A 15,839-nucleotide genomic window follows, 5' to 3' on the forward strand; every position below is an offset into this window, starting at 1 on the left:
AGACCCAGCCCCTCCCCGGGCACTCAAATACTGGAGGCCACCTCGTAGGCGTCCCAGATCGCGTACATGATATTGGCAGGCTTGCGGGCGTCCCCGATGATGTTGAACGGCAATCCGGTCGCCTCGACGGCGCCACGCAGGTCCTGCTCGGGCAGGTAGCCGATGGCGGCGACGACCGAGTCGGCGGGCAGTTCCTTCTCGTGGCCGTTGACCTCGACCATGAGCCCCTTCGGCGTGGTGTGCAGGGCCTTGGCATCAGCCATCACCTCGATCCCACGGAAGGGAACCAGGCGACGCAGCATGTCCTCATTGGCAGCGCACAGCGGGGCATTTCGGGTGAGAATGTCGGGTTCGGCCTCGACGATCGTCACCTCGGCCTCGGCTTCCCGCATTGCCAGAGCCAGCTCGCAACCCGTCAGGCCGCCGCCGATGATGACGATCCTCTTACCCAGTGAGTCACGATGGAGCAGGGCGTCGGTGGCGTCGACGACCGTGGTGTCATCACCCAGATCGAGTCGACGTGGTGTCGACCCGGTGGCCAGGATGATGTGATCGGCCCGGAAGGACGCGATGAGGTCGGCGGTTGCCGAGGTGTTGAGACGGATCTCCACGCCCAGCTCCTCCAGGGTCGTTCGGTACCAGTCGAGCAGGGCCAGGTCGTCCTCCTTGAAGGAGGGTTGGCCACCAGCGAGTACGACACCGCCGATGTGGTCGCTGGCCTCGACGATGACGGCCTCATGTCCGCGTTCGCTGAGGACTCGCGCTGCCTCCATGCCCGCCAGACCAGCACCGATGATGAGCACCCTCTTGGCGTGGTGCGGCAACACCGGATGCAGATGGGTGTCGGCCTCGCGTCCGGCCTCCGGGTTCACCGAGCAGTTCAGCACGGTGAACTTGCCGATACGACCGATGCAGCCCTCCTGGCAGGAGATGCAGGGACGTACTCGTTCCGGATGGTCGGTCTGCAACTTGATGACGATGTCCGGGTCCGCCAGGGTTGGTCGGGCCAAGGACACCATGTCGACGATCCCGTCGGAGACCGCATTGGCGGCAAGGTCAGGATCGTCCATCCGCCCTGCGACGATGAGCGGGATGTCCGGCAGAGCCTCCTTGAGTTCAGAGGCATAGGGCAGGTAGAGCCCCTTCTCCTGGTACATCGGCGGATGGTTCCAGAACCAGGCGTCGTAGCAGCCGACGTCGATGTCGAGGGCCTCGTATCCATAGGAGTGCAGCAGGCGAGCGGCCTCGATGCCCTCAGGCATGTCACGACCGACTTCCTCGAACTCCTCGTCGGGAAGGGCACCGACGTTCCAGTCCTTCATCATGGACTTCGGCGAGAAGCGGATCTGGACCGGGAAATCGTCCCCGACCGGCTCGTGGATGGCCTCGACGATCTCGCGCGGGAACCTCAATCGGTTCTCCAGCGAGCCGCCGTATTCGTCGGTGCGGTGGTTGAACCTCTCGATGGCGAACTGGTCAATGAGGTAGCCCTCATGGCAGGCATGCACCTGGATGCCGTCGAAGCCAGCTTCATAGGCAACCTTCGCGGCGATCCGGAACTGGGCGACGATCTGGTGGATCTCGTCCTTGGTGATCTCGCGGCAGGTGATCCTCGGATTCCACATGTAGGGGATTTCCGACGGGGCGGCCGGCTTCTCACCGGGACGCAGCACGACAGGCATGATGACTCGTCCGAACCCGGCGCCGACCTGCAGGACGATGCGGGAGTCATGGGCGTGGACCCGTTCCGTCATCTCCCGTGATGTCCGCAGGAAGCAGGCAGGAGACAGTGTCGGATTGGGCAACGTGCCGCTGGGCAGGTGTTCGATCGGGTTCGTCACCTGGCAGACGCCGGTGATGATGAGGCCGATACCGCCGGCAGCTCGCCGGACGTAGTAGTCGATTCCTCGTTGGTTCCAGCCGCCCTCAGCGGTGGACATGCCCAGTGGGCCCATCGGGCCCATGGCGTAGCGGTTCTTGACGTGGATGGAGCCGATGGTCGTCGGCTCGAACAGAATTCGATGGATCTCGCTCACAACAACCTCCCCCGGCCGGCGTCATCGATGACGCACTGAATTGGATGCCGTGTGCGTCCCTATTGTATTCGCTGGATGCGAACGCGGCGTCTGAATCCATTCAGACGCCGCGTCGGGGGCTGTAGGTCAGGTCGTGTGAGCCGACGGCTCACACGTCACCCCAGGTCATTGGTGGAGAAGGTGTCGCACTGGGCCGGGTCGCCGGTGTCGAAGCCGCGCTGGGCCCAGTGGACTCGCATCCCCGACGAGCCGTGGGTCCACTTGTCGGGCTGCACGCCGCCACCGTACTGACGCTGGATGTGGTCATCACCGACTGCTCGAGCGGCCTCGACGACCTTGGCCAGGTCGTCACGGGTGACATTGTCGATGACGTCGGCCTTGTTCTTCGAGGTCCACTTGAGATAGGTGCCGGCATAGCAGTCGGCCTGCAACTCCAGGCGTACTGACGCCGACTTCGGGCCGGTCTGGTTACCCGATGCGTGAGCCTCGGACAATGTCCCCAGCAGGTCCTGGGCGTGATGACCGTACTCGTGGGCCATGATGTAGGCCTCGGCAGCGGTGGAGGACTGAGTACCAAGCTGCTGCAACAAGGTGTCGAGGAAGTTCGTGTCAAGGTAGACCATCTTGTCCGGCGGGCAGTAGAAGGGCCCAGTCTGGGCGTCGGCGTGACCACACCCGGTGCGCGCCGAACGGCTGAACGGAGTCGTTTTGGCCTTGGTGTAGCCCTCGATCTGGGTTTCCCAGTACTCGTTGATGCTGGTGGCGTAGGCCGCCCAGCGGCAGTTGGGGTCCCTTTTGACGTCGGCTCCGCTGCGGCAGTGCGACACCGCGGCCGTCGAGTTGGCCGGGACGGTTTGTGATTGATCGTTCTGACCGAGCAGATCGCCAGGATTGACGCCCAGCAAAACCGCAATGAGAAGGACGACGACCCCGGCACCTCCTCCGATGGCGACACGTCCACCGCCGCCACCGCCACTGGGGGAGCCGATGGAACCGGGATCAATACCTGCGTCGTCCTTGAAATCCATGACGCCCCGTTTCAGACGGCGAACCAGCAGATGACGCCAGCGACGACCAGCACGGCTGGAATGACGATGGCCAACAGGTGCCACCACCGTTTCTCCAACCAGATCTGCGTCAGGACGCCAATGATGAGGCCAAGAACGCCCAGGGCGACCACCGAGCACCAGTAGGTGACGGGTTCACCACGCTGGCACACGTCGGCGGCCTGGTCGCAGAGGGACCACCACGCGAGATATCCGAATATCCCCAATCCAAGCACGGCGACGACAACACCGCAGATGACGAGAATCAGGTACCGGCGCCATGAACGGACGACGTCCTCAAGGTCGTCGTCATCCTCTGGTGCTGCTCGGCGTGGCGTACTCATGTCTGACATTCTGTCAAGATGTGGGGCATGATGTCTCCTTTCGCGCGGGGAAATGAACCCAACGTCGCCCGGAAAGACCCTGGAAAAGGCGTTGTCACCCTTCATCACGATCACGCCACGCGGATGGACGCCACCACCCTCTACGAATGTCTGTGGCTGCGCAGCGCAGTGTTCAACGGGGAGCAACAGTGCACTGAGCCGGACCTGGACGGACGAGAACTCGAACCCACCACGGTCCTGGTGTGGGCCTCGGTCGATGGGCATCCAGTTGGAACCCTGCGCATCCTTGACGACGACCACATCGTCATCGGGCGAGTCGTCGTCGACGACGACCACCGCGGCCTCCATATTGGCCGGCGCATGATGGATCTGGCCCTTGAACTTGCGCGCGCAGCCGACAAGGAGATCACCTTGCACGCTCAGTCGTACCTGGAGAACTGGTACGGCGATTTCGGTTTCGTCGTCACCGGGCCGCACTTCGACGAGGCAGGTATCGATCACGTCCCCATGACCTTGGGACGCTGATTCCTCCAGACTCCCCATTTGGTCCAAGGCGTCAGGACGGGGGAAGATGGGCCGGTGCTGCAGGTCAAGGATGTGGAGGTGCGAGTCGGAGCCAGACTCCTGCTCAACCCAGTGAGTTTCCAGGTCACCGCTGGGGACAAGATCGGTTTGGTGGGTCGAAACGGTGCCGGCAAGACGACCCTGACCCGCATCCTGGCGGGTGAGGGGCTACCCGCCGCAGGTTCGGTGAGACGTACCGGGGAACTCGGCTACCTGCCTCAGGACCCCCGCGATCCTGACATGGAGACCATCGCCCGAGCACGAATCCTCTCGGCCCGTGGCCTGGACCACATGCTCGAACGGATGCGTACCCTGGAGCACCAGATGGCCAACGGCTCCGACGAGGAGCGGGCGGTCGCGATGGACAAGTACTCCAAGGCGGAGGACCGTCTCATCGCCGCTGGCGGTTACGGAGCCTCTGCCGAGGCTGCTCGGATCGCGTCGAACCTGGGACTTGACGATCGCGTGCTGTCCCAGCCACTCAAGAACCTTTCTGGTGGTCAGCGTCGTCGAGTCGAGCTGGCGCGCATCCTGTTTTCCGGGGCAGACACCCTCCTCCTGGACGAGCCGACCAACCACCTGGACGCCGACTCCATCGTCTGGCTGCGCAGCTTTCTGCAGTCCTACTCGGGCGGGGTTCTCATGATCTCCCACGACACCGGTCTGGTGGAGGCCACCGTCAACAAGGTCTTCCACCTCGACGCCAACCGCGCCACCCTCGACATCTACTCCATGGGGTGGAAGCTCTATCTGGAGCAGCGGGCTGCTGACGAGAAGCGTCGTCACAAGGAGAGGATCAACGCCGAGCGCAAGGCTGCTGCCCTGCAGGTTCAGGCTGACAAGCTGCATGCCAAGGCGACGAAGGCCGTTGCCGCCCAGCAGATGGCCCGGCGCGCCGAGAAGCTGCTTGCCGGGGTAGAGGGAGAGAGAGCTGTCGACAAGGTGGCCGCCATCCGCTTCCCCGACCCGGCCCCCTGTGGCAAGACGCCTCTGATGGCCCGCAACCTCACCAAGACCTACGGTTCCCTGGAGGTCTTCACTGGGGTGGACCTGGCCATTGACCGGGGATCCCAGGTCGTCGTCCTGGGGCTCAATGGTGCCGGAAAGACAACCCTGCTTCGGATCCTGGCCGGCAAGGAGACCCCCGACACCGGCGAGGTCATCGCCGGGCATGGCCTCAAACTGGGCTATTTCGCCCAGGAGCACGACCTGCTGGACATGGATCGCACTGTGCTGGAGAACATGGCCAGCGCAGCGGCTGATCTCGACGAGACCGAGATGCGCAAAGTGCTGGGCTCCTTCCTCTTCACTGGCGACGACGTCCACAAACCGGCTGGGGTGCTCTCCGGCGGCGAGAAGACCCGTCTTGCCCTGGCCACCCTCGTCGTCTCCTCGGCCAATGTGCTGCTGCTCGACGAGCCGACCAACAACCTTGACCCGGCCAGCCGAGAGCAGGTCCTCGACGCCATTGGCCACTTCGGTGGGGCGATCATTCTCGTCACCCACGACGAGGGAGCCGTCCATGCCCTCGACCCTGATCGGGTGCTTGTGTTGCCCGACGGCACTGAGGACATGTGGAGCGCTGACTACGCCGAGCTCATCAGTCTGGCCTGATATTGCAGTCCTGACGACCATGACATGCCGTAGCATGAGGGCGCACAGGACGTTGTCGAGGAGGGTTGATGGTCACACGTGCGCCCAGACTGGTTGGAGAGGCCAGACAGGCGATGGCCGAGGAATTGGCGGGTCGATACAACCAAGGTGCGTCCATCCGGTCGCTGGCACGCGAGTCCGGACGGTCCTACGGACTGGTGCAGAAGCTCTTGCGGGAAGCTGGGGTTGAGTTTCGTCCTCGTGGTGGTGCGGACCCGGCGTCGCCTGAGACCAAGGCCGAGCGTGAGACCGTGCAGCAGGAACAGGCAGATGATCAGCCCGACGTCGAGGCCCTCCGCCTGGCCGTCGAGACCGCAGTGGCCCGTGCGGAGAAGGCCGACCGCAAGGCACGCAAGGCTGAGAAGGCATTGCGCAAACTGCGTCGCAAGGGAGCCGGGAAGTCCCGCCGCAAGGCGGCCAAGGCGACCCTCAACAAGCATCGTGCCAAGGCCGAGAAGGCCGACCGCAAGGTGCGCAAGGCTCGTCGTCGCCTCGACGAGGTCGAACACGCAGCAGAGCCTCGTCAGTTCTGAGGGTCGTACGCGTCGACCGTGATCAGCGCGGGACCAGGGTGGTGATCTCCACCGCTGAGGTGACTTCCACCGCATCCACATGAATGTCCTGGACGTGGTGGGCGCTGGGCCCCATCGCGACGACGTCTGAGGCCGTCGGCCCGTCGAGGCCGACGACGGTGCTGATCTCCTCATGTCCGGCGACCTCGAACTGTGATTCCAGACCGGCCACGAGTTCGTCATGCTTGTGGGGCTGGATACCGATCATCCCGGTTGTCTCGCGCAACTGGTGCAGATGCTTGGGCAGGGGAGTGACGACGACGAGGAGGCCGTCGGGACGCAGTATGCGCTTGAACTCGTCGCGGTTGCGCGGCGCGAAAACGCACAACACGGCGTCCATGCACCCGGTGCGGATCGGTAGACCGGCCCAGGTGTCGGCGACGACAGCTGCCATCCGAGGATGGGCTCTCGCTGCCTTGCGAATGGCTGCTGATGAGACATCGGTGGCCAGACCGTGGGCAGTTGCGTGACCTTCGAGGACCTGTGCCAGATGATGTCCCGTTCCAGCCCCGACCTCGACGATGCTCCTGCGTTCGGCGAGGATCTCGGTGAGACGCCCGTCGAGGTCGTGGAAGAGACCGGCGTCAAGTACCCGCTGACGTGACGTGAGCATCGCGGAGGTGTCAGCGTTCGCCCCGGCTGGGGAGGTCGTCATCGTCACATGGCCCTGTTTGGCGATGTCGAGACAATGGCCTTCCTCGCAGCGCAGGGACCTCCCATCGAGGTCCATGGGTCTTTCGTGGCCACGGCGTTGACAGGTCGGGCACACCAGCCACGGCAGGGCCAGGGACAAGGTCGGCGTCACTTGGTGGTCGTCCTCGTCTCGGTAGTCTCGGACTCCTTGGGCGCCGAGATCCTGTTGGCCTTGGCCCGGCGCTTCTGACGATCCTTGACATCACCTCGGATGAGCACGAAGAGACCGATCACCGCGATGGCGGTGAAGCAGAACCACTGGATGGCATAGGACAGGTGCGGGCCATCATCGAGTTCTGGAAGTTCCAGGGGAACCAGACCCCTCTGGGCCGGCGCCATCGAGGTGGCCGTGATGTAACCGTTGACGTAGGTAATCCCCTGCGCCTTGCCGATGGCGTCGGAGTTGATGAGCCTGACCTTGCCCCGTACCGGGTCGGTGGCGGTGGGCTTGCCGTGTTCATTGCCCTTGACCCGCCCGGTGATCGTCACGGTTCCAGAAGGCGCTGGTGGCAAGGCCTGATTGTCACCGGTGGTGGAGGATCGCTTGAGGAAGCCGCGATCGATGAGAACGTGCTGACCATCCTTGGTGACGATGGGGGTGACGACCTCGGACCCTTCGTCATCGCCATTGCTGCGATAACGCACCTGAAGCTCGTGAGCCGTGTCGAAGGTGCCGGTGATGGTGGCCGGGCGCCACTGTTCCTGCGCGGTCACCGGGTGCTGACCCATGAGGGTCGACCACTCGACCGGTCGCTTGTTCTCGTTGGTACGGATGATCTCATTGGCTTCGCGGCGGCCCGACAGTCGGTGCAGTTGCCATTCGCCGAGGCGTACCATGACCAGGCCCAGCACAATGACCAGGAGGGTCAGGGCCACCCATCGAACCCACAGCTTCTTCACGTCCTCGAGCCTAGTTGGTCCTGCCACGTTGGCTGCCAACAGGTCTCAGGCATCCGATCCATGCCCAGGATTCAGTTCTCGTCGACCTCTCCATGGATCGTCACGGCCGGGTTCAGCTCCCCGCGAGTTTCCTCAGCGTGCTGGGAGGGCAAGGTGTCAGTGGTGCGTCGGTCCGCCGCATTGCCGAGGACGACAGCGATGGCAGGGATGACGGCAGCCCCCAGCAGGAAGGTCCACCGCCAGGGGCTAGGGGTGATGACGAGCCCGATGAAGCACAAGGTTCGCACCAGCATTGACCACAGATAGCGACGCTGACGCATCTCCAGGTCCTGGCTGGCAGATCTCTTGGCGGACGTGATGGAGTGCCGGGAGTCATGGTTCCCCCTGTGCCACCGAACACGTGCAGCGTCACTCACCCGTCCAGCCTAGGTCTGTGACGCCAATCAGGTCGAACCGTCCGAGCTCTTGGTGGTGGCCTGCGATAGGTTCATTCCATGAGTCCAGACACCCCGGGCCGCGTTGCCCTCGTCACAGGTGGATCGCGCGGTATCGGTGCTGCGATCGCCGCAGATCTGCACGCACAGGGATACCGAGTGGCTGCCACGAGTCGCTCGGCCACCGCACCTGAGGGGGTGCTGCCGGTCGCCTGCGATGTCACCGACGCGGACTCTGTCGACGCAGCATTCAGCCAGGTGGAGAAGGAGTTCGGCCCGGTTGAGGTGCTCATCGCCAACGCAGGCATCACTCGGGACGGACTCCTCGCCCGTATGAAGGAAGAGGACTTCACCGACGTTCTCGACACCAATCTCACTGGTACCTACCGCGTCATTCGTCGCGCCGCCAGGGCGATGACTCGCGCCCGGTTCGGGCGCATCGTCCTGACCTCCTCAGTGGTCGGCCTGCTCGGTTCGCCTGGCCAGGTCAACTATGCCGCGTCGAAGGCCGGCATGGTCGGTATCGCCCGGTCCGTAACCCGCGAGCTCGGTTCCCGTGGCATCACCTGCAACCTCGTCGCTCCCGGTTTCATCTCCACCGACATGACTGACGAACTGCCCGAGAAGGTCGTCGACGACTATCTGGAGCGTATCCCGGCCAAGCGGTTGGGAACGGTTGACGATGTCGTCGCCGCTGTCCGGTTCCTCGTCTCCGACCCCGCCGGGTACATCTCTGGTGCTGTGATCCCCGTCGACGGCGGGCTCGGCATGGGCCACTGACACCACGTACATCCATCCCCATCGACTGGAAGGACATCACCATGGGGCTTCTTGAAGGACGCACCATCCTCGTCACCGGCGTGACGATGCACACCTCGATTGCGTTCAAGGTGGCTCAGATCGCCCAGGAGCAGGGTGCACGGGTCATCGTCTCCAACCTGCCTCGGGCGGTCGGGGTCACTCGTCGCGCAGTGCGCAAGCTCGATCCGGTGCCGGAGGTGCTGGAGCTTGACGTCACCGACGACGACCAGCTCGCCGCCCTGCCCCAGCAACTGCGCGACCTCGGGGTGGAGAAGCTCGACGGCGTCGTCCATGCCATCGCCTTCGCCAACCCGAAGACGGCCCTGGGCGGCAAGTTCCTCGAGACCGAGTGGGAGGACGTCTCGGTAGCGGTGCACACTTCCACCTACTCCTACGTCTCCCTCATCACCGCCCTCGACGGGATGCTCGCCGAGAATGCCTCCGTCGTCGGTCTGACCTTCGACGCCACCGTCTCCTGGCCCTTCTATGACTGGATGGGAGTTGCCAAGGCTGGGCTGGAGTCAGCCAACCGTTACCTGGCTCGCTACATGGGTCCCAAGGGAGTGCGCTGTAACCTCGTCTCGGCCGGCCCGTTGGACACCATGGCCAAGACGGCCATTCCCGGCGCCGACGCCTTCAACGACCTGTGGGGAGAGCGTGCCCCGCTCGGCTGGGACACCAAGGACACCACTCCTGCCGCCAAGGGGATCGTTGCCCTGCTGTCCGACTGGTTCCCCGCCACCACCGGCGAGATGATCCACGTCGACGGAGGCATGGGTTCGACCGGAGCCTGATCAGGTCAGCGGCCACGAGGTGGCTGCTGTGATCGCTTGGGAGGCGGCGTTGCGCAACTGGCGCAACGCCGCCTCCCGCGTGTGCGCGCTGTGGGCCGTGATCAGCTGGTGGGTGGAGGCGAGTCCGGCGTCACAGGCGGTCAACACGGTCCATGCCGAGTCGAGGAGCCTCTGGTCGGAGGGGCGGTGACCGGTTAGATGAGGGGCAATGGCTTCAGGACGTTCCCCGGCAACCATGCCCAGATCACTGAGCCGGGATGCCGTGGCCGTCATCGCTGAACGAAGCAGGGGAGCCGCATCGGTGGGAGTTAACGGGGGCGGCGGAGCTACTGCTCGAGCGATAGCCCACTGCATGGCAGAACCGACAGGCTGGGGGATCCACGCCGTACCGGCGGGCACGGCAGCTGAGCCTTGATGACAGATGATGACAGCCCCGGCGTCGAGAGCCGCGTGATTGACCCGAGCTGGACCGCGCAGACCGGCGAGCTGGCCGGGAGCGGGCAACAGGAGGCCCCAGAACACCGGGGAGTCGTGGGGGGCGTGGGAGATCCGGGCCAGGGCCATCCGTATCGGGACCGAGGACAGCGGATCGTGCTCGGACAGGCCGAGGACTTCCTCAGGATCATGAACGTGGTGGGCCGCCGCCATCCCCAACAGCTCCGCCTCGGCATGGGGAGCGGTCGTGCGACCGGTACACAGCTCGTTGAGCAGACAGGTGAGACGGCAGCAGATCTCGAGCACCTGCCCAGATTAGACGCCCTGAGATGACATCGAAGGCCGCAGTTCCCGGCAACACCACGCCGACCTCGTCGCGCCAGCCAGTGAATGTCGCCGACACAAGGTAAGTTCATACTCATGAGTGCAGTGGCGCAGTTGGCAGGCGTGGGAGTCCGACGCGGGGAGCGATGGATCCTCGACAATGTCGACCTCGACGTCGAAGAAGGCCAGCGTTGGGTGCTGGTTGGTCCCAATGGGGCGGGAAAGACGACCCTTCTGCAGGTCTTGGGAGCTGAGCTTCATCCCACTGAGGGATTGGTCGAAATCCTCGACGAGATCCTTGGAGCCGTCGATGTCTTTGAGCTGCGCCCACGTATCGGCATGGCCTCCTCGGCCCTGGCACACCGCATCCCGGCCCAGGAGAAGGTCGGGAACATCGTTGTCTCGGCTGCCTGGGCTGTCGTCGGACGCTGGCGTGAAGCCTATGACGAGCAGGATGTCACCCGCGCCGATGATCTGCTGGAGCGTATGGGTCTAGTCGGCATGGTTGATCGCACCTGGGGCACCCTCAGCGAGGGGGAGCGTAAGCGGGTCGAGATTGCCCGAGCACTCATGACTGATCCTGAGCTGCTGCTCCTGGACGAGCCCGCGGCGGGCCTCGATCTCGCCGGTCGTGAGCAGTTGGTTGACGTGCTCTCGTCCGTCTTCACCGATCCTGATGCTCCTGCCTCAGTGCTCGTCACCCATCACCTGGAGGAGATCCCGGCTGGCGTCACCCATGCCCTGATCATGGCTGACGGCCGCATCGTGGCTGCTGGGCCGGTTGAGACGACCCTGACCTCCGAGGTTCTCTCGGGTGCCTTCGGAATGCCGCTGACCGTCAGCCATGTCGATGGCCGATGGAATGCTCGCGCCGCTCACTGATATCTGACGACGGGAGAACGCCGTGATGGAGCCCTTCGAGGACTGGCCGTGGCTGGTCTGGCTGGTCGGCTCGGCGGTGCTGGCCTGCACTGAGATGCTCACCGGTGATTTCACCCTGCTCATGTTGGCTGGTGGAGCGGTTGCTGGTGCCTTCACAGCTTTCTTCCTGCCGGGGATGATCCTGGTCCAGGCGATCGTGGCCGTGGCCGTCGCTATCCTCATGCTGGCGGTGCTGCGTCCCACCCTGTTGCGACGGGTGCGAGAGGCTCCCGGATACCGTTCGTCCTTGGACAAGTTGGTTGGCTCCAACGGCGTCGCGACCAGTGAGATCACCGATGGGCACGGACAGGTCAAGGTTGACGGGGAGGAGTGGTCGGCTCGGTCGGTCGAGCCCGGCATGACAATTGCCTCAGGCGAGAAGGTCGAGGTCTTCGAAGTGGACGGGACGACCCTCGTCGTATATCCAGTTTTCAAGAGCCTCGGTCCGTGATCTGGAGATTTGCCCCTGATCTGGGATGATGTAGACGGTGCCGGGTTGTGACCGGCACGGTCCAAGATCCCTTGCAGGAGTTTCCATGCCCCAGTTCATCGTGGTTCTGGTGGTCATTGCGCTGCTCGTCGCCTTCCTGGCCTCGAGCATCAAGATCATCCACCAGCAGAAGATTGGCTTGGTCGAGCGGCTCGGAAAGTTCAACCGACGACTCACCCCCGGCCCCCACCTGGTCATCCCCATCATCGATCGCGTGCAGTACAACCTCGACATGCGTGAGCAGGTCGTCCCCTTCCCGCCGCAGGGAGTCATCACCGAGGACAACCTGATGGTGAACATCGACTCGGTCATCTACTTCCAGATCGTTGACCCCGAGCGCGCCGCTTACGAGGCCCAGTCCTACAAGACAGCCATCGAGCAGCTCACCATGACGACGCTGCGAAACATCATCGGTGGCATGGACATGGAGGCCGCCCTCACCAGCCGCGAGGAGATCAACCAGAAGCTTCGGTCGGTCCTCGATGAGGCCACCGGAAAGTGGGGTATCAAGGTCAATCGCGTGGAGTTGCGGGCTATCGAGCCACCGCCCACCATCCGCGACGCGATGGAGAAGGGTGCGCGGGCCGAGCGTGACAAGCGGGCCGCCATTCTGTTGGCGGAAGGCCAGCGTCAGTCTCAGATCCTGTCGGCCGGTGGTGACCGGGAGTCTGCCATCCTGCGTGCCCAGGGTGATCGCGAGGCTGCCGTGCTGCGAGCCCAGGCCGACCGTCAGGCCCAGATGCTGCGGGCCGAGGGCGAGGCCCAGGCCATCACGACGGTGTTCAATGCCATCCATGCCGGCCAGCCCGACCAAGGTCTGTTGGCCTACCAGTACATGCAGATGCTGCCGACCCTGGCTCGCGGCGACTCCAACAAGGTCTGGGTCGTACCGTCCGAGCTCAATGACGCCCTCAAGGGGTTGGGATCGATGGCCGGCGGTGCACCTCAGGGGTCCGACGAGGGCGGGTTCTCGGTCGCCGATCCGAGCCGGTTCACCGCGCCGGAGAAGGTTGACGTCTTCGCCGAGATTGAGGCTCAGAAGGCTGAGGAGAAGGAGGCTTCCGAGGCCACCGTCCAACAGGCCATTCAGGAAGCTGCCAAGCTGGAGAATCCGGGGCTGTCAGGCAAACGTCACAAGGAGCCGAGCCAGGTTCTTGGCGCCTCGGCCCCTGTCCAGGTTGAAGCTCAGTCCGAGTCGACTGCTGCTGATCAGGGGCGACAGGGAGCTCCTGGAGACCAGGTTGATCAACCGGCCAACACCCAGTACGTCGGTGATCAGCACTTTGGAGGGCAGCGGCCTTCACAGGATCAGTGAGGTAGTTGGGCCGGGGCCATGATGGCCTCGGCCTCTCTGCTATCAGCGGACGGGGCGCCGATACGCGGCACGCTACGACGATGGGGTCCATTGACACCGTGCATGTTTTCTTGCATGATTATCGTGCAGGAAAACATGCACAGTTGTCGTATCCGTGTTGAGGAGTCCCTATGTCCCCCTCTCGAACATATGTCCATCCTGACGCGTCGGAGATTCTCCTTCCTCGGGTTCTCTATGCGTTGAGTGATCCGATTCGTCTTGAGATGGTGCGCCGCCTGTCGCTGGTCGAGGAGGCAGACAGTCTTGACTTGGCGGATGATCTGCCGCGCTCAACCTTGACGTATCACACCCGTATCCTTCGGGAGAACGGGATCACCTTTACCCGCTCTCAAGGCAGGTCTTGCCTGATTTCGCTGCGTGCCCGAGACCTCGAAGACCGTTTTCCAGGTTTACTCGACTCGGTCCTTGCTGGCTTGGTGGCCGACGCCTCCCGTGAGGACTCAGCCTCGTGATTGGCAGGTTGTGGCCTTATTTTGTGGGAACCGTCGCCCTCGGTCTCGATGCTTATGTCATTGCAGGCATGTTGCCCGAGATCGCATCGGATCTCGGCAGCGGTCCGGGCACGGTCGGGCTGGGTGTTGCTGCCTTCACAGCTGCCTACGCGATATCCGGGCCTCTTCTCGCAGGTGTTGCGGCCGGTGTTTACTCTCCACTGTCGTCTGCGGTGGCCGCACACAGTGTTTCGGCTGACCGGAGGGGACGCGCGTTGTCCTATCCTTGCGGGTTTGGCATGCGGCACTGTGTTTGGGGTTCCTCTTGGGCTGATGGTGGCTGACTGGGCCTCGTGGAGGTGGACCTTTGGCCTCATCGTCGGGGTCGGGCTATGCGCGATGCTGGGAATAGGTCTGCTTGGTCGTGGCCGGATAGCGAATGTGGAAACCCCCTCTGCGGGTGCACGCTTTGCGACTCTCGGCAAGGGGTCAAACGTGGTTACCATGCTGGTGACTCTATGTACCGGGATCGCTTCGCTGGGGTTGTACACCTATTTCATACCTCTGCTTGATGGCCTGGGCCTGAGTTCGGCCCGTGTATGGCTGATATGGGTGTGGGGGATTGGTGGTGCCATAGGTGCATTGTTTGTAGGTCGCGTGGTTGACGCGGTGCAACGTTCGACTGTCGTGACGGCCATGATCACCGCATTGCTCCTACTCTCATTCCTGATGCTGGCCTGGAATCCATCGGTCATTGTTGTGGTCATGAGCATTTTGTGCTGGGGGATGTTGGGGTGGGCTTCACTTGCCCCTCAGCAGCACACCCTTATGGCGGACAATCCCCATGATGGTACAACTGCTGTTGCCGCAAACGCGTCGGCAAATTATTTGGGATCGGCGATTGGATCGATGGCTGGTGCGGCCCTGGTTGACCAAGGTCTCGTCGGTGAAAGTTTGGCATGTGTCGCCGCACTCCCGGTCATTGTTGCGTTCCTGCTTCAGCTTGTGCGAATTCGCATGTCGACATGACGCGTCATCGTGTGGTTTCCCACTGGCGGGCATAACGTCCCGCCAGCACCCCGCAAGCGATGAGCTGGGCCAGGTGGAAGATCATGAGAGGCAGCACGATGAGACCGACCGGCTGTCCCGCGAACAGCACCGTCGCCATCGGTAGACCGGTGGCCAGCGATTTCTTGGTGCCGCAAAACTGTATGGCGATGCGGTCGTCACGGTCGAAGCCGAGCCATCCGGCTCCTGCCCAGGTCAACCACAGCATGAAGAACAACAGGACCAGGCATATGAGGGTCAGGACGATCATCGATGCGGGTGATACCAAGGCCCACATGTGTTCGCGCATACCTTCTGAAAATGCCGAATAGACGACGAGGATGATTGACCCCTGGTCGACAAATTTGAGTGGCTTACGTTGCCTCGTGACGAAATCTGCGGTCCACCGACGTGACAGCTGGCCCAACACAAACGGCAGCAGCAGTTGAATGATGACATCAAGAAAGCTCGACGCCTGAATCGTCAGCCCACCGCTCGTCGACATCATGAGGAGGGCCAGGACGGGGGTGAGGAAGGTCCCCAAGAGATTCGACGTGGTTGCTGCAACGATGGCCCCTGCGACGTTGCCGTGGGCGATCGAGGTGAAGTTGATCGACGACTGCACCGTCGAGGGCACCAGGCAAATCCACAACATGCCGACGTACAGGGTTTTGGGTATCGCCCAAGGCACTAGGCCGTGCATTGCCAGTCCGACGAGCGGAAAGACGACGAAGGTAGCGACCAGGATCGCTCCCTGTAACTTCCAATTCTTGAGACCGTCGAGAGTTTCGCGGGGTTCCAGCCGGGCACCATAGAGGAAGAACAGGATAAAGATAAGGACAGTGACGCCGTGATCGACGACGAGTACAGCCGGCCCCGTGGCAGGAAGGATCGACCCAATGATGGCCGTCACGACGATGGCGATGACGAATCCGTCGATGGGCAGCTTGCGGCGTGGCTTGGCGGAACTCACCTGCCC

18 protein-coding genes are annotated in these 15,839 nt (G+C 63.2%); 10 read left to right on the forward strand and 8 right to left on the reverse strand.

Annotation, left to right across the window (positions count from 1 at the left end; all coding sequences use genetic code 11):
* Positions 1-23: 23 nt before the first annotated feature.
* From PALO_RS03290 to PALO_RS03300, 3 genes are all read right to left on the reverse strand, one after another.
* Positions 24-2,036: an oxidoreductase gene (locus PALO_RS03290; protein WP_015582403.1), complete on the reverse strand. Its 2,013-nt coding sequence runs from the start codon at positions 2,034-2,036 to the stop codon at positions 24-26.
* Between the two features lie 155 nt (positions 2,037-2,191).
* The gene (gene ypfJ / locus PALO_RS03295; RefSeq protein ID WP_244834304.1) at positions 2,192-3,151 is read right to left on the reverse strand and encodes a KPN_02809 family neutral zinc metallopeptidase; all 960 of its coding nucleotides are present in this window, start codon (positions 3,149-3,151) and stop codon (positions 2,192-2,194) included.
* Positions 3,076-3,435, reverse strand: coding sequence for a hypothetical protein (locus tag PALO_RS03300; protein ID WP_036901342.1), 360 nt, complete (start codon positions 3,433-3,435; stop codon positions 3,076-3,078). The genes ypfJ and PALO_RS03300 overlap by 76 nt, the downstream gene beginning before the upstream one ends.
* A gap of 18 nt (positions 3,436-3,453) precedes the next feature.
* On the opposite strand from PALO_RS03300, the gene PALO_RS03305 reads away from it, so the two are divergent.
* The 3 genes from PALO_RS03305 (at position 3,454) to PALO_RS03315 (ending at position 6,176) form a co-directional block, all read left to right on the forward strand.
* On the forward strand, positions 3,454-3,951 hold the full coding sequence (locus PALO_RS03305) for a GNAT family N-acetyltransferase (protein WP_171023552.1): 498 nt from the start codon (positions 3,454-3,456) through the stop codon (positions 3,949-3,951).
* A gap of 54 nt (positions 3,952-4,005) precedes the next feature.
* Positions 4,006-5,604, forward strand: coding sequence for an ABC-F family ATP-binding cassette domain-containing protein (locus PALO_RS03310; protein ID WP_015582407.1), 1,599 nt, complete (start codon positions 4,006-4,008; stop codon positions 5,602-5,604).
* Positions 5,605-5,672: 68 nt separating this feature from the next.
* Positions 5,673-6,176 carry a helix-turn-helix domain-containing protein gene (locus PALO_RS03315; protein ID WP_015582408.1) on the forward strand — a complete coding sequence of 168 codons (504 nt, stop codon included), beginning with the start codon at positions 5,673-5,675 and terminating at the stop codon, positions 6,174-6,176.
* Positions 6,177-6,198: 22 nt separating this feature from the next.
* Here the strand turns inward: PALO_RS03315 and PALO_RS03320 are convergent, their stop codons facing one another.
* The 3 genes from PALO_RS03320 to PALO_RS11880 all read right to left on the reverse strand — a co-directional run bounded on the left by PALO_RS03320 (position 6,199) and on the right by PALO_RS11880 (position 8,167).
* The gene (locus PALO_RS03320) at positions 6,199-6,870 is read right to left on the reverse strand and encodes a methyltransferase domain-containing protein (protein WP_036910514.1); all 672 of its coding nucleotides are present in this window, start codon (positions 6,868-6,870) and stop codon (positions 6,199-6,201) included.
* Between the two features lie 146 nt (positions 6,871-7,016).
* Positions 7,017-7,808, reverse strand: coding sequence for an SURF1 family cytochrome oxidase biogenesis protein (locus PALO_RS03325; protein WP_015582410.1), 792 nt, complete (start codon positions 7,806-7,808; stop codon positions 7,017-7,019).
* Between the two features lie 71 nt (positions 7,809-7,879).
* A complete protein-coding gene (locus PALO_RS11880) occupies positions 7,880-8,167 on the reverse strand; it encodes a DUF3099 domain-containing protein (protein WP_308982372.1) in 288 nt (95 codons plus the stop codon).
* A 135-nt stretch (positions 8,168-8,302) separates the two neighbouring features.
* On the opposite strand from PALO_RS11880, the gene fabG reads away from it, so the two are divergent.
* Both fabG and fabI read left to right on the forward strand, forming a co-directional pair.
* Complete coding sequence (fabG, locus tag PALO_RS03335) at positions 8,303-9,022, forward strand: 3-oxoacyl-ACP reductase FabG (RefSeq protein WP_015582411.1); 720 nt, start codon at positions 8,303-8,305, stop codon at positions 9,020-9,022.
* A 41-nt stretch (positions 9,023-9,063) separates the two neighbouring features.
* Positions 9,064-9,837, forward strand: a complete 774-nt coding sequence (gene fabI, locus PALO_RS03340; protein WP_015582412.1) for an enoyl-ACP reductase FabI — start codon at positions 9,064-9,066, stop codon at positions 9,835-9,837.
* Here the strand turns inward: fabI and PALO_RS03345 are convergent, their stop codons facing one another.
* Positions 9,838-10,578: a hypothetical protein gene (locus PALO_RS03345; RefSeq protein WP_015582413.1), complete on the reverse strand. Its 741-nt coding sequence runs from the start codon at positions 10,576-10,578 to the stop codon at positions 9,838-9,840.
* 114 nt (positions 10,579-10,692) lie between these two features.
* On the opposite strand from PALO_RS03345, the gene PALO_RS03350 reads away from it, so the two are divergent.
* The 5 genes from PALO_RS03350 (at position 10,693) to PALO_RS03370 (ending at position 14,842) form a co-directional block, all read left to right on the forward strand.
* A complete protein-coding gene (locus tag PALO_RS03350) occupies positions 10,693-11,478 on the forward strand; it encodes an ABC transporter ATP-binding protein (protein ID WP_041709996.1) in 786 nt (261 codons plus the stop codon).
* 25 nt (positions 11,479-11,503) lie between these two features.
* The gene (locus PALO_RS03355) at positions 11,504-11,968 is read left to right on the forward strand and encodes an NfeD family protein (RefSeq protein WP_023031696.1); all 465 of its coding nucleotides are present in this window, start codon (positions 11,504-11,506) and stop codon (positions 11,966-11,968) included.
* Positions 11,969-12,053: 85 nt separating this feature from the next.
* Complete coding sequence (locus tag PALO_RS03360) at positions 12,054-13,322, forward strand: SPFH domain-containing protein (protein ID WP_015582416.1); 1,269 nt, start codon at positions 12,054-12,056, stop codon at positions 13,320-13,322.
* 170 nt (positions 13,323-13,492) lie between these two features.
* Positions 13,493-13,834 carry an ArsR/SmtB family transcription factor gene (locus PALO_RS03365; RefSeq protein ID WP_015582417.1) on the forward strand — a complete coding sequence of 114 codons (342 nt, stop codon included), beginning with the start codon at positions 13,493-13,495 and terminating at the stop codon, positions 13,832-13,834.
* Between the two features lie 312 nt (positions 13,835-14,146).
* The gene (locus PALO_RS03370; RefSeq protein ID WP_015582418.1) at positions 14,147-14,842 is read left to right on the forward strand and encodes an MFS transporter; all 696 of its coding nucleotides are present in this window, start codon (positions 14,147-14,149) and stop codon (positions 14,840-14,842) included.
* 4 nt (positions 14,843-14,846) lie between these two features.
* Here PALO_RS03370 and PALO_RS03375 read toward each other — a convergent pair whose 3' ends face one another.
* Entirely contained in the window at positions 14,847-15,833 is a 987-nt protein-coding gene (locus tag PALO_RS03375; protein WP_015582419.1) for a bile acid:sodium symporter family protein, read from the reverse strand.
* Positions 15,834-15,839 lie beyond the last annotated feature (6 nt).

The organism is Cutibacterium avidum 44067 (assembly GCF_000367205.1).
Classification (GTDB): Bacteria; Actinomycetota; Actinomycetes; order Propionibacteriales; family Propionibacteriaceae; genus Cutibacterium; species Cutibacterium avidum.

Coding starts and splice junctions, on each gene's coding strand:
- PALO_RS03370 (WP_015582418.1), top strand. CDS start 14,147: ATGGTGGCTGACTGGGCCTCGTGGAGGTGGACCTTTGGCCTCATCGTC.
- PALO_RS03320 (WP_036910514.1), bottom strand. CDS start 6,870: ATGACGACCTCCCCAGCCGGGGCGAACGCTGACACCTCCGCGATGCTC.
- PALO_RS03315 (WP_015582408.1), top strand. CDS start 5,673: ATGGTCACACGTGCGCCCAGACTGGTTGGAGAGGCCAGACAGGCGATG.
- PALO_RS03305 (WP_171023552.1), top strand. CDS start 3,454: ATGATGTCTCCTTTCGCGCGGGGAAATGAACCCAACGTCGCCCGGAAA.
- PALO_RS03365 (WP_015582417.1), top strand. CDS start 13,493: ATGTCCCCCTCTCGAACATATGTCCATCCTGACGCGTCGGAGATTCTC.
- PALO_RS03360 (WP_015582416.1), top strand. CDS start 12,054: ATGCCCCAGTTCATCGTGGTTCTGGTGGTCATTGCGCTGCTCGTCGCC.
- PALO_RS03350 (WP_041709996.1), top strand. CDS start 10,693: ATGAGTGCAGTGGCGCAGTTGGCAGGCGTGGGAGTCCGACGCGGGGAG.
- fabI (WP_015582412.1), top strand. CDS start 9,064: ATGGGGCTTCTTGAAGGACGCACCATCCTCGTCACCGGCGTGACGATG.
- PALO_RS03300 (WP_036901342.1), bottom strand. CDS start 3,435: ATGTCAGACATGAGTACGCCACGCCGAGCAGCACCAGAGGATGACGAC.
- fabG (WP_015582411.1), top strand. CDS start 8,303: ATGAGTCCAGACACCCCGGGCCGCGTTGCCCTCGTCACAGGTGGATCG.
- PALO_RS03355 (WP_023031696.1), top strand. CDS start 11,504: ATGGAGCCCTTCGAGGACTGGCCGTGGCTGGTCTGGCTGGTCGGCTCG.